This window comes from Variovorax xiamenensis (genome assembly GCF_050916385.1).
GTDB lineage: Bacteria > Pseudomonadota > Gammaproteobacteria > Burkholderiales > Burkholderiaceae_C > Variovorax.
The window spans coordinates 3,677,057-3,690,202 of the sequence record NZ_CP139038.1 but is presented as its reverse complement, the minus strand read 5'-3'; the positions used below and the strand labels follow the sequence as shown (position 1 = coordinate 3,690,202).

The following is a 13,146-nucleotide window of genomic DNA, read 5'->3' as shown; positions in this document are numbered from 1 at the left end:
GGCTTAATCTTTCTTGGGGCGGCGGCCATGGATGTCGCGGTCCAGGCGGGATGCGCGCTCGGGCTGCTGCAGCGCCACCTTCTCGGCTTCGTGCAGCGCAGGATCCCGGTCCAGCGTACCCAGGCGGTTGCTGAACCTGGCACCGTCCAGGTCGGCGCGATGAAACACGGTGCGCAGGAAAGCGGCGTCGCGGAAGTCGGCCTGGACCAGCGAGGCATAGGAAAAATCGGCGTAGTCCAGGCGGCTGCCGGCGAATGTCGTCTGCCCGCAGTGCGCGCGATGGAAGACGCCTTGCTCGAGCTGCGCCTGCGAGAAGTCCGCGCCGTCGAGATGGGCGTCGACCCAGATGCTGTTCTGGAAGTGACCGCGCCGCGCATCGACGCCACGCAGGTCGGCCTCGGGAAACAGGCACTGCATGGCCTGCGCCCCCGCCAGCACCGCGTTGCGCAGGTCGGCGCCCTTGAAGTTGCACTGCGTGAGGCGCGCATCGTGGAACCGGCACGCCGTCAGCACCGCATCGATGAACTGGCAGAGGTGAAACTGCTGCCCGGAGAAGTCCTGCCCCGCGAGGTCCGCCTCGCTGAAGATCGCGTTGGTGAAGCTGGCTCCGGCGTAGCGCGTGCCTGTGAGCGTTGCGCGAAAGAAGATGGTCGACGAGAAGGCCACCTCGTCGAAGGACACCCCGGTCAGGTCGCACTCGGAGAACACGGCCTTTTCGAGGCTGACGCGGTCCAGGCGGGCGTCGAGCAGCTTGCTTTGATGGAAGTTCGCCTGGTCCATGAAGGCCCCATCGAATCGAACGCCCGGCAGGGTGCAGCTGCTGAACACCGAATGCGGCATGGAGGCCGCGTCCAGCACCGCATCCTGCAGGCTGCACTCGTGGAAGGCGGCGCGCGTGAGTTCGGCCGCTGGCAGCTGCGCCTGGTCGAAGCGGCATTTCTCGAAGAGGGATTCCCCCAGGAGCGCGGCATCGGCCTGTACGCCCCGGAAGCTGCATTCGCTGAACACGCCGCCGCGCAGGTCGATGCCTCTCATGTCCATGTTGCTGAAGTCCTTCTCGCGGATCGGCTCACCGTTGCGGACCTGGGCTGCCAGCGTCTCGGCGTTCACGCGCTGCCCGCCTCGGCGCGCCGGGGCAGTGTCTTCATCTGGTCGATGTGGGCACCCAGGGTGATCGTGCCGTGGCTGATGAGAACCTGGGCGACATCGGCGCGGAACAGGTTGGCCTCGCCCAGGTCGGCATCGACCAGGCAGGCTTTCTGGAGGTTGGCATTCATGAGATTGGCGAGCCGCAGGGAGGCTCGCGTGAAATCGGCGCGGATGAAAAGGCTGTCGGGCGCAGCCGCCGCGCGCAGGTCCGCGCCCTTGAGCGACGCGGAGGAGAAATCGCAGGTGTCGAGCGTGGCCCGCCTGAAGTTCGCGCCGTCGAGCGGCAGCTCGCGCAAGGTGCAGTGCACCAGCGTGGCGTCCTCGAAGTCGGCCTCGCGAAGATCCGTAGTGCCGACGAAGCTGGTCGTCTTGAGCAAGGCATGCCGGAACCGGGTGCCCTTATGCAGCGGGGTGTGGACCCAGCTGCAGGCTTCGATGACCGCGCCGGAAAAATCAACCGACTCGAATTCGGCCTGCACGAACAGCACCTTTTCCAGGCGCGCCTCGCCGAAGTCGCAGCGCGTCAGCCGGCAGTGTTCGGCCATGCTCAGGTAGCTCAGGTCGGCGCGCCGCAGGCTGCAATCCGCGAGCTCGATCCCCTGCAGCAGCAGGTGGCTCCATTTCGCTTCGTCGAGACAGCAGCGGTCGAGGCGCAGCTTTTCCATCTGCGTGCGCTCGAAGCGGGCCTGCGCGAAGTTGGTGTTCTCGCAGAGGGCGAGGCTGAGGTTGGCGCGCTCGAGGTTGCAGTCCGTCAAGGATGCCTGGCGCAGGTCGGCGCGCACCAGCACCGATTGGCTCAAGTCGGCGCCATCCAGGCGGGTGCCCTGGAGGCGCGCGCCTTCGAGCAGGGTCTGGTGCATGCGTGCACCCCGCAGATCGAGGCCCGACAGATCGCAGCCGGTCAGGTCCATGGCGGACAGATCGCGGTCCGCGGCCATGGCGGCGAGCACGCGTTCGCGCGCCTGCGCATTCTGTTCGGCGGCCATCGGGTCGGCAGCGGCCTGGTGGTGGGCGCCCATGCGGTAGAGCGTCAGCATGTCCTTCTGGCCCCGCTGCCCGACGGCCTTCAGCTCGGCATGCTCGGCAGCGCTCATGGCTGGGGTACCCGTGGCAGCGGCGATGCCGGCCAGCCCCTGGAGGATCGCCTCGGCTTCGAACTTCGGCGGGCCCTTGAGCTGCGCGTTCTGGCTTTCCTCGATGATCCGGCCGCTGTCGAAGCCCGCCTTGCGCGATTCGGATGCGTTGTCCCGCGCCGCCTTCGCGACCTCCTGCCTGGCTTCCTCCAGCTTGCGTTCCTGTTCGCGCTGGTAGGCGCGTGTCTTGTCGATGAACTCGGGAAGTTCGGCCAACGTGGGCATCTTGTCGAAAGGCTTCGGCAGGGGCCTTTCACGGAAATGGCGCGCCTTGTGGCCGGCCTCCAGGCCGCGCGCCGTCAGTTCGGCGCGCAGGCGATCGCCCTTGTCCTTGATGTTCCTTGCGAGGATCGATTCGCGCGCGTCGATCCGGTCCAGCCAGGGGCCGATGGCCGAGGCCGGCAGCAGTTCTTCGTCGAGGAGCGCATGGATCGCGCCTTTCTCGAGGTTGCAGCGGTTCTCGAAGACCTTCTCGTAGTGGGAGAGGGGGCGCGGCGGGCTGTCCGCTGCCTCCATCGCCGGCATGACATGCGTGATGTCGGCGGCGTCGTCCTCGAGGATGAGCGTCTCGCCGTGAAAGATCAGCATGACCTGCGCCACATGCGGGAAGAACCAGGCGGTCGTCAGCCGCAGCGGCACCTCTTCGAGCGCAAGGGGCTGCGCGGACTTTCTCGCCACGAAACCGCGAGGCCGCAGGTCCGGAAGCCGTCCGCGCAGCACCGCGTGCTCCGGGTGCATGTTCCAGATCTCGTAGGGCGCAGCCGCGGGGATGGACAGTTCGTCGTTCCAGCGTTGTTCGGGGGCCGCGCTGTTGAAGAACTGCCAGTCCATGTCGCGCGCAAAGCCGGGGTAGAGCGTCTCGCGCCACTGGTCGCCGTAGTCCGTTCCCAGCAGCTTCAGGCGCTCGGGCAGATCGACATCCATCGCACCCGGGCAGGCCGGGGCCGGCCGCCGGTCGGGGCGGTCCATGCCGTCGCCTGGGCGTTCGACGTTGGGAAGCCGCTGCACCAGCAGGCCATTGACCATCTCGGGTGCGTACCCGATGCCCGCGGGGTTGGCGGCAAAGCCGGGGCCGCCAAACGCGTGCCGCCAGTCCAGGCGCATGGTGTCGAACGCCTGCGGCTCGGTGGCGCGGCCATCCAGCCAGTAGCGGTCGCCCGAAACGAGGAACTGGCGCCGCAGGCCGCCGACGCGCAGGTCGACCGCGCAGCGTGTCTTGTCCTGCTGGTGGCAGGTGTAGGCCTGGCCGCTCACCAGGAACTCGGGCCGCAGCTTGGGAATGCCGAGATCGATCGCGGACTGGTTTCCCAGTTCGGCGGAGACGGTCTTCCAGAGCTCCGTCTCCGGCAGCAGCACGCCCCCTTCGCCGAGGGTGTGCATGCCGATCACGGTGATGGCCAAACGCTGGCTTTGCCCACGCAGGAAGGGCCGTGTCAGGACGCTCAGGCGCAGGGGTTTGATGGTCTTCACAGCGGGATCAGTGCCTTGCGCCGCGGATCACCAGCGGGGTGTGCCTGCGGTCGATGGCCAGTCGCAAGGGGTCCTGCGGATCCTGCAGCAGATGAATGTCGGGCCGGCCCGCGGAGAAATGGGCCAGCAGGTCCTCGTCGATGAGCGTGCGCAGGGTGGCCTGCTGTTCGATGCCGGCGGCATCGACGTAGGCAACGCCCAGTTGCACGGCGGTCATGCGCTGCCCGACGGGGCCGCGCCGGGAGTAGCCGCTGGGCGCGCGAACCAGGGAAACCGCGACGCCCTGCAGCGGACGCCCGTCGGCCTGCAACTGCTGCCACAGCCGGCTTTCCTCGGAATAGGCGCGATGGCTCATCAGCGCCACCGCGAGCACGATTGCGGCGAGCGCGATCACGCCCAGGCTGACGATGCCGAACACTCCCCACAGAACGATCTCGAGCACGCTGTCCACGCCTCAGAGCAGGACCTTGAGCGCCTGGATGCCGGCGCGCAGGCCGCCTGTCTTGATCTCCGTGCCCACGAGCTGGATGAGCGCCCCGGCATCGCCCAGCGACATGGCCTTGTTCTTCCACTCCGCGCCCACAGCCTCCAGCTTCACGCCGATGGCCTGCGCCTGCACGCCCATGGCCATCGAGCGCACGGCCAGCACGCCCAGCGAAATGCCCGACACGTCCATGTTCAGGCCGGTGCCGCCCAGGCGGAACCACCTCCAGTCGCTGCTCTTGGAGTAGTTGTTGGTGTAGCTGACCGAGTTGTTCGTGTAGTTGTTGGTCAGGTTGTTGTAGGTGGTCGACGTGGTGTTGTAGATCGTCGTGTTGATGACGTGCTGCGTCGTGTTGTGGATGTGGTTCGTCGTGTTGAACGTCACATCCGGCGAGGTATGCACCGTCGGGCCGGTGACCGTCGTGGTCGAGGGGCCGTTGACCAGCACGTCGTTCGACGTGTTGATGGTGTCGTTGCGCCCGTCGCTGACGAAGCGGATTTCCTTGCCGTCGATGGTGCCGTGGAAGCCGCCGGTGATGGCGAGCTCGACGCCGCCCGTGATGGTGTCGTTCAGCCCGCCGCTGAGCATGCGGGTCTTGCCGCCCGAGATGGTCTGGTTCACGCCGCCGGTCACGGTCTCGGTGAAGCCTCCGGTCACGCTGCGGGTGTCGCCGCCGGTGATGGTTTCCTTGGCGCCGGCGGTGATGTCGCGCGTCTCGCCGTCCTGGTACGTGGCCGACTCGTGGCCCTTGATGAGCGTGGTGCGGGTGCCGTCGGTGGTGTGGGTCTCGTCGGCTTCCACTTCCACGTCGAGGTTGCGCTCTGCATGCAGCAGGATCTGCTCGGCGCCCGTGCGGTCCTCGAAGCGAAGCATGTTGGCCTGGTTGGCTGCGCCACCGGAGCTGGATCGCGTGAGGATGCCGCTGGCCGTGGCATTGGCGGGAAGCTCCCACGGCGGCATCTGGTCGCTGTTGTAGACGCGGCCGGTGATGATGGGGCGGTCGGGCTCGCCGCCGATGAAATCGACGATCACTTCCTGGCCCACGCGCGGCATGTGCATGGTGCCGTAGTTGGCGCCGGCCCAGCTGCTGGACACGCGCACCCAGCAGGAGCTGTTCTCGTTCGACTGGCCATAGCGGTCCCAGCGGAACTGCAGCTTCACGCGGCCGAAGCGGTCGGTCCAGATTTCCTCGGGGCCGACCACGGTGGCGGTCTGCGGCCCGTTGGTGCGCGGGCGCGGCGTCTTGCGCGCGGGGCGATAGGCCACGGAGGAGGGCAGCACGGTGAAGTCGAACTCGCACACCGATTCGCTGCTGCCGCCGGTGGAGTACTCGGGCTCCTGCAGGTCGTAGCGGGTCTCGGTGACGAGGTATTCGCGGTTGTCCGATTCGCGCGGGCAGTGCGTCATCTGGAACAGGTAGCCCGGCGCCATGCCCACCACGTTGGTGTGGCCCGATGCCAGCTCGTGCGCGCACTGCAGCTCCTGCAGGCGGATCCTGGCGTAGGCGTCGCCCTGCTGGTGCTCGGTGTAGCCGCCGAGCCATTCGTAGACCTCGTAGGTCGAGTGCTCGTGCGGCTTGGGGTCTTGCTGCACGCTTTGCAGCGAGGCGCGCGACTTCCTGAAGTCGAAGTCGTCGAGCATCACGCGGCCGGAGGTGATCTGCTCGGTCACGCGCCACTGGTCGATGCAGGGCTCAAGTGCATTGACCACGCGGTCGCGCGGACGGTAGGCGATGCTGGCGTGGCCTGGCAGCGGCTTGTAGCTGCCCGAATCGTCGGCCAGCACCAGCAGGTGCGAGCCGTTGCTGTGCTCGAAGTGATAGGCGATGCCTTCGTGCTCCATGAGGCGGCTTACGAAGGCGAAGTCGCTTTCCTGGTACTGCACGCAGTATTCCTGGGCGGTGTAGCTGCCCGTGAGGCGCTTCTCGAACTGGAAGCCGTACTTGCCCAGCACTTCGTCGAGCACCTCGGGCACGCTCTTGTTCTGGAAGATGCGGCAGTCGGTGGTGCGCGTGAGATACCAAAGCCATGGCTGCACGAGCGCGCGGTAGATGTAGTGGCGGCCGGTTTCGTTGGCGCGGCCCACGAGCTCGAAGCGCACCACGGTGCCGTTGAGGAAGCGCGGGCCGCCTTCGTCGGCCAGTTCCAGCGTGAGCGAAGTGCCGAGCAATTGCTTCAGGTCGAGGCTGAAGCTGCTGCTGACCATGTCCACCTCGAACTCGAAAAGCCGGGAGAGTCCCTCCTGTCCCCGCATCGAGCGGAATTTGAGCTGTTCTGCGCTCAGGACGGTGTGAACTTGGACGGTGCGCTGCATTCGGAACTTCCCTGACCCTTGGGTTTCCGCGGCTGGGAAACCTTCGGTGACAGTCTAGAAATCCCTTATGTCACATAAATGACGCGAGGGGTGCCAGAGAGCTACTTTTCCCTCTGAAACACCCCTCGGAACGGTCACTGAAACAATGTGTAGAAGAAGCCCTTACAGGCCTCTTACGCGAGCCTTACATCGAGGCTTCGAGCATGGCCCTGTAGTCGTCGCGCGTGGCCAGGCGCGGGTTGGTCTTGTGGCAGTGGTCGGCCATGGCGCCGTCGATGATCTGCTCGAACATCGCGGGCGTGACGCCCACTTCGGCCAGGCCCTTGGGCAGGCCGAGGCGGGCGTTCATGTCGCGGATCGCATCGCCGAGGTCACCGGCCGAATCGAGGTGCATGGCCTGCGCCATGCGCTGCAGGCGCTGCTCCTTCTGCACCGACTCGGCACCCGAATTGAAATGGATCACCGCGGGCAGGAAGAGGGCGTTGAGCGTGCCGTGATGCAGGCGCGGATCGACGCCGCCCAGGCTGTGGCTCAGCGAGTGCACGCAGCCCAGCCCCTTCTGGAAGGCCATGGCGCCCTGCATCGACGCGCTCATGAGGTTCAGGCGCGCTTCGCGGTCGCTGCCATCCTTGGTCGCGCGTTCGATGTGACCCCATGCGCGCTCCAGTCCGTCGAGCCCGATGCCGTCGGCCGGCGGATTGAACGCGGCCGACATGAAGGTCTCCATGCAGTGCGCGATGGCGTCCATGCCGGTGGCGGCCGTGAGCCGGGGCGGCAGGCCGAGCGTGAGCTCGGGGTCGCAGATGGCGGCCTTGGGCATCAGGAACCAGCTGTGAAAGCCGAGCTTGCGATGGTCGTCGACGATGACGATCGCGCCTCGCGCCACTTCGCTGCCGGTGCCGCTGGTGGTGGGCACCGCGATCAGCGGCACCGCGCGGTCGGTGATGCGCGGTGAGCCGCCCTCGATGGTCGCGTAGGTCTTGAGCGGGCCCTCGTGCGTGGCCGCGATGGCGACACCCTTGGCGCAGTCGATGGCGGAGCCGCCGCCCACCGCAATGAGGCCGTCGCAGCGGCCGCTGCGATAGAGCTCCACGGCCGCGCGCACCGAGGCTTCGGTCGGGTTGGAAGGAGTCTGGTCGAACACCGAGACTTCCAGGTCGGCGATGGCGTCGAGCGCCTTCTGCAGCACGCCGGCCGCGCGCACGCCCGCGTCGGTGACGATGAGCGGACGGTTGATGCCGATGCGCGCGCATTCGGCCGACAGCAGCTTGATCGCGCCGAACTCGAACTGGATCTGTGTGAGGTATTGGATGAGTGCCATGGGATGAAGGCCTCGGGGAGCCCGGGGCAGTACGATTGCCGACCAGCCAAATCTAACAAGAGCGATCAGTCTTGCACACGAAAGAAACCCTTGCCGCTGTCGCGCCCGGAACACCGTCCGGCACGCGGCTCACGCCGAAGATGGCCAGCGTGGTCGAACGCATGGCACGCGCAGGCCATCCTCCGCTGGACCGGCAGACGCCCGACGAGGCGAAAGCCTCCTACGAAAAAGGTGCCGGCGTGCTCGAAGTGCCCAAGCCTGAACTGGCGCGCATCGAAGACCTCACCATCGCGGCGCGCGACGGATATGCGATTCCCGTGCGGCTGTACGCGCCTTCATCGGCCGTGCTGCCGGTGCTCATCTACTTCCACGGCGGCGGCTTCACCGTCGGCAACATCCGCACGCACGACACGCTGTGCCGCGTGCTGAGCGCGAAGAGCGGTTGCGCGGTGGTGTCCATCGATTACCGGCTGGCGCCCGCGCACAAGTTTCCGACCGCGTCGAACGATGCGTGGGACGCCTTCCAGTTCATCGCGAAGGAAGGCGCGAGCCTCGGCCTCGACCCGTCGAGGCTGGCCGTGGGCGGCGACAGCGCGGGCGGCACGCTCGCAGCCGTGTGCGCGATCCTCGCGCGCGACGCGGGCCTGCCGCTTTCGCTGCAGATGCTGATCTACCCCGGCACCACGGCGCACCAGGACACCGCCTCGCACCTGCGCCATGTCGACGGGCCGCTGCTGACCAAGGCGATGATCGATTTCTTCTTCTCGCAGTACGTCAACACGCCGGCCGACCGCGACGACTGGCGCTTCGCGCCGCTGCTGGCTGATGACGTCGACGGCGTGGCGCCGGCCTGGATCGGGCTGGCCGAGTGCGATCCGGTGGTAGACGAAGGCATCGCGTACGCCGACAAGCTGCGCGCGGCGGGCGTGCCGGTCGATCTGGAGATCTACCGCGGCGTGATTCACGAATTCATCAAGATGGGCCGCGCCATTCCCGAAGCGCTGCAGGCGCAGGACGACGCGGCCCGGGCCCTGCGGGAGGCCTTGCAGCCTTGAGCGCAGTCGCGCATGCCTACCGGTACGCGCACGCATCGGCTGCGCTGGCGGAGCCGTCGGGCCCGCGGCTGAGTCTCGCGACCTCCAGCCCGCAGGCCGATGGCGGCGCGGCGCATCCGCATTTCTTCGAGGGCCGGCTGCTGCAGCCCCGGCTGTGCGCCGAGTTGCTGAGTGCCGTGCACCTGGTGGTCGGCTCGCGCTTCTTCACGCCCGCCAACAGCGTCGCGCGCGCCATCGCGCTGGCCGATCCGGTGGTCACGGCCGGCGGCGAGCTGCTGCGCTTCGAGGGCTTTTCCTCATGCTGCAGCTGCTATGTGCGCGTGGACCTGCTGCCCGACTCCTATGACGGGCAGGTGGTGGGCAAGGGCACGACGAACGTCGATTTCAATGCCCCGATGCGCGCCGCGCTGGCCCGGCTTCGTGACGCCGACGGGCTTGCGCTCTCGGTCGGGCGCGATGCGCTGACGCTGCAATCTGGCGACAGCGAGGTGGTCGAGCGCAAGGTGGCGCTGCCGCTGCGCTGGCTGCGCGGCATGGTCGAGGTGCAGTCGTACCTGGCCGGCATGCGGCACCGCTTCGAACTCAAGGGACTGGAGGCATTGCGCTTCCTCCGCACGCTGCCCAAGGCATCCACCAGCCGCACGCCGCTGTGGGTGGTGCCGTCGCCGAAAGGTCCCTTCACCACGACCCGCCCGCACCCGCAAGGCGTGCGCGTGACCGACACCAGCCGGCTGCGCGTGCTCGAAGCCCTGTTGCCCAAGGCTCGGAGCCTTGCCGTGCATGCCGACGAAGCACAGCAGGCCAGCGCATGGGTGCTGGATTTTCCGGGCGCGCGGCTCACGTTGGCGCTCAGCGCCGAGCCCTGGCGCGGCTTCTCGGGCGAGGGACAGGCACTGCGCGCGCTGATGCGCATGGACGACGAACGCGCGGTTTCGCAGGTGCGGGCGCAGCTGAACTGGCAGGCACTGATCGACGCACCGGCGCTGGCGCTTACGCTGGACATCGCCGAGGCGAGCGTGGAAGACTGCCTGCGCATCCTCGGTGCTTCCGGCCTGGTGGGCTTCGACGTGGTCGAGCGCCGCTACTTTCACCGTGTGCTGCCGTTCGACCTGTCTTCGGTCGAGGACATGCACCCGCGCCTGGCCGATGCGCGCGAGCTCATGGCGCGCGGCGCCGTCACCATCGCCAAGACCAGCCCGGTCGAGGCGCAGGTGAACAGCTCGGGCACTGCGTACAGCGTTCGGGAGATCGATGGGGAGCTGCGCTGCACTTGTCCCTGGTATGCCAAGCACCAGGGCGAGCGCGGCCCCTGCAAGCATGTATTGGCGGTGGAGGCGACGGCCTTCGCGGTGGAAGGCGGACAGTGAGAAATGCAGAGGAACTGCCGGCATTCGTGCCGGAGGGCGCGCTGGAGCAGGCGGTATACCAAGGCGACTTCGAGGCGGCGCTCGCGAGCCTGGAGGCCATGCCCGCCGCCGGTCGCAAGGCTTGCGGCGAATCGCTCGAGAAGATGGGCCAGATCATGCGATCGAGCCACTGGCAGGGCAGCCCGTACGCACGCCAGTGGGGCGGAGAGGCCCAGGCCGCGCAGTACCGCGCGCTGCAGGCAGCCGTGGTCGTGTGCATGGAGCCCAAGGCCTTGCTCGACCATGCGAGCCTGCGGGTCGCGCTCGACCAGGAAACCGTCTTGGCGCTGTGCAAGCGCTTCGGCATCGATGCCGTCGGCTGGCGCGCCACGCTGCAGCAGGCAGCCGAGGCGGGGCTACGAGCCTTCGCGGCCCACATCATGCCGGTGCAGAACCTCGTCGCGGCGGGGCTGATCGACCGGCCGCGGAGCGATGACTACGCCATCGGCCTCATGGCCCTGCCGCGTGCGCTTTCCCGCCTGACCACCATGGACCAGCATTTCGAGCGCGACCCCGGCCTGTACCAGGCCGTGCTCCGCCTGTTCGACGTGGAAGGCACCGGCGAGCACAACCTTTCAGCGGTCGACAAGTACAACCACTCGCCGAAGAACTCCTGGTCGTACATCTTCATGGACGGCGTGGCGCGGGGCGAATTCACACGCGCGCAGTTGCTCGATAAGACGCTGGGCACGCTGGAGAAAGACTGGCCCCAGTTCCGCGCGGGCTGGTTCTCTCGCTTTCACGAGACGCTGACGCCCGACGCCGACGAGATGGCGCCGTTTGCCGCGCGCTACCTCGGCCTGTGCCAGAGCCGTATTCCGCCGACCGTCGCGCTGGCGCTCGGCGCGTTGAAAACACTGCAGGCGGCGGGGCACGTCGACGGAGCATCGCTGCTGGCGGCGCTGCGCCCGGCGTTCCATGCCAGTGCCAAGTCGCAGGTCGAGGCAGCGCTGAAGCTGGCGGAGGCCGCAGTCAAGCGCGAGCCCTCGCTGGCGCACGAAGCCTCGGCGGTGGTGCTGTGCGGGCTGGTGCACGAGGCGACCGACCTGCAGAAGAAGATCGTCGAGCGGCTCAAGGGCTGGGGCGTGGACGATTCGGCGCGCGGTGAGCTGGCGGCGTATGTCGACAGCGTGGCGGCGGTCAACCGGCCGGCGCTCGCGGCGCTGCTCGGGGATGCCTCTGCGCTCGCCATGGTGCCGGCGGTCGTCGAGCAGACTCCGGCAGAAGCTACGGGAGACGGCCCGATGGATCCGCTCGACGCCAGCCGCGCGCTCGTGCCGATCACCGAGCCTGCCGAGTTGGTCGAACGGATCGCCTTCGTGTTCGAGAACTCCAACGACATCGATGAGCTGGAGCGCGTCGTCGAGGCGCTGGTGCGCATGGCGCCGTTGCCGGAAGCGCTGGGAAAGCAGTGCGCACCCGTGGTCAAGCGAGCCCGCAAGCTGCTGCGCAGCGAGGTGCCGGCCCGGCTGGCGCGGTTGCTGGTCTTCGTCACGAGCGGGGAGCGCCTGCCCGACCTGCGCGACGATCCGCGCCGGCTCGGCTTGCAAAAGCCGCGGGCCGACGAGTTCCTGGCCTTGCGTATCGACGATCTCGTCAATCAGGCCGAAAAAGGTTGGGGCCTTGCACCGTTGTCGTCGGCCACGCATGCGCGGGGTTTCATCGATGCGGCGGTGTTCATCGAGCGCATTGCGGCGTATCAGGCGCGCGGCGCGGAACCGAGCCTGGGAGAGCAGGTGAGAGGGCTGCTGCGGCTGGCCCCGGTGCAGGGGCAAGGCGCTGCGGTCGTGCAGGAGAAGGCCCGACGGCTAGCCGACGTTCCTCTGGTGCGGGCGTTGCGCCATGCGCTCGGCGAGGACGGCATCGTCATTCCGGCCAAGGCCGATCAGGCGCAGGAGGCCCTGTTCGTGGCGGCTGCGCGCATCCGACACCCGGGCGGAGACGATCCGCGCGTGCTGGCGGCCCTGGGCGACGTCGGCCCCGACGGCGCGAGCGCAGCCCGCTACACATGGTCGGTGAGTTCACGAAGCTCCACCTACGACGGCAAGACCTACGTTCATCACGACTTCCTGCTGGCGTCCATTGCGGTACATCAGGACACGCCACACGCGCTAGTCGCAGTGCGCCGCGCAGGCATCGAGGGTGACTACGACGAAGCCCTGCTGCGCTACGCAGCCACGGTGCTGCCGTCGTCGCTGGAGAGCTTCTTCGCGGCCGGCTGCCGCGAGATCGGCAACAACCTCGACTGGTGGGAGGCGCAGTGGCAGAACCGCGCCTACCTCGTGCCGCTGCTCGATCCCACGGTGCCCGTCACCGCCTCGCAGCCGATGGCGGTGCTGTTGCTGGCACTGGCTCTTGCGGGCAAGGAGCCCGGTCAGACGGCGCTTGCCGTCGATGCGCTCGTGCATGCCCACGCCGAAGCGCGGCTCGACGTGCCGGCGCTGGGGGCGCAGATGCGCGCGCTGCTGGCTTCATCGCTCGCGATGGCCAAGCGCTACGGAAAGAGCCTGCAGTCGGCGGTGCGCGCCGATGCCCGACTGGCCGCACCGGTCTTCGACCTTCTCTGCGAGATGCTCGCGGCGGACGTCGAAAATCCACCCAAGGACCTCGCCGCGCTGATGGAGCTGCTGCTCGAGATCGCACTGAGCTCGCAACGCTCGCTGCACCCGACCACGCTGGGGCTACTGAAAGAGCTCAAGCTCGGCGGCAAAGGCCGTGCGGTACAAAAGACCCTGCTTGCCCTGGGCCCGGCCTCGCCGGCCTGAGCCCTGGGCGCTTCCGATTGCCGCAATCCATTTCCATCCTTCGATTCCAC

8 protein-coding genes are annotated in these 13,146 nt (G+C 67.8%); 3 read left to right on the top strand and 5 right to left on the bottom strand.

Annotation, left to right across the window (positions count from 1 at the left end):
• Nucleotides 1-3 precede the first annotated feature (3 nt).
• From SFB74_RS16790 to SFB74_RS16770, 5 genes are all read right to left on the bottom strand, one after another.
• Nucleotides 4-1,110, bottom strand: coding sequence for a pentapeptide repeat-containing protein (locus tag SFB74_RS16790; protein WP_432725314.1), 1,107 nt, complete (start codon nucleotides 1,108-1,110; stop codon nucleotides 4-6).
• Nucleotides 1,107-3,752, bottom strand: coding sequence for a DUF2169 family type VI secretion system accessory protein (locus SFB74_RS16785; RefSeq protein ID WP_432725313.1), 2,646 nt, complete (start codon nucleotides 3,750-3,752; stop codon nucleotides 1,107-1,109). The genes SFB74_RS16790 and SFB74_RS16785 overlap by 4 nt, the downstream gene beginning before the upstream one ends.
• A 7-nt stretch (nucleotides 3,753-3,759) precedes the next feature.
• On the bottom strand, nucleotides 3,760-4,194 hold the full coding sequence (locus tag SFB74_RS16780; RefSeq protein WP_432725312.1) for a hypothetical protein: 435 nt from the start codon (nucleotides 4,192-4,194) through the stop codon (nucleotides 3,760-3,762).
• A 12-nt stretch (nucleotides 4,195-4,206) separates the two neighbouring features.
• Nucleotides 4,207-6,549 carry a type VI secretion system Vgr family protein gene (locus tag SFB74_RS16775; protein WP_432725311.1) on the bottom strand — a complete coding sequence of 781 codons (2,343 nt, stop codon included), beginning with the start codon at nucleotides 6,547-6,549 and terminating at the stop codon, nucleotides 4,207-4,209.
• 184 nt (nucleotides 6,550-6,733) lie between these two features.
• Nucleotides 6,734-7,870, bottom strand: a complete 1,137-nt coding sequence (locus tag SFB74_RS16770; protein ID WP_432725309.1) for an iron-containing alcohol dehydrogenase — start codon at nucleotides 7,868-7,870, stop codon at nucleotides 6,734-6,736.
• Between the two features lie 140 nt (nucleotides 7,871-8,010).
• On the opposite strand from SFB74_RS16770, the gene SFB74_RS16765 reads away from it, so the two are divergent.
• Genes SFB74_RS16765 through SFB74_RS16755 form a run of 3 tightly spaced genes read left to right on the top strand, consistent with a single transcriptional unit; the run spans nucleotide 8,011 to nucleotide 13,096 of the window.
• On the top strand, nucleotides 8,011-8,925 hold the full coding sequence (locus tag SFB74_RS16765) for an alpha/beta hydrolase (RefSeq protein ID WP_432731948.1): 915 nt from the start codon (nucleotides 8,011-8,013) through the stop codon (nucleotides 8,923-8,925).
• On the top strand, nucleotides 8,922-10,292 hold the full coding sequence (locus tag SFB74_RS16760) for an SWIM zinc finger family protein (RefSeq protein ID WP_432725308.1): 1,371 nt from the start codon (nucleotides 8,922-8,924) through the stop codon (nucleotides 10,290-10,292). The genes SFB74_RS16765 and SFB74_RS16760 overlap by 4 nt, the downstream gene beginning before the upstream one ends.
• Nucleotides 10,289-13,096, top strand: a complete 2,808-nt coding sequence (locus SFB74_RS16755) for a DUF6493 family protein (protein WP_432725306.1) — start codon at nucleotides 10,289-10,291, stop codon at nucleotides 13,094-13,096. The genes SFB74_RS16760 and SFB74_RS16755 overlap by 4 nt, the downstream gene beginning before the upstream one ends.
• The last annotated feature ends 50 nt before the right edge of the window (nucleotides 13,097-13,146 follow it).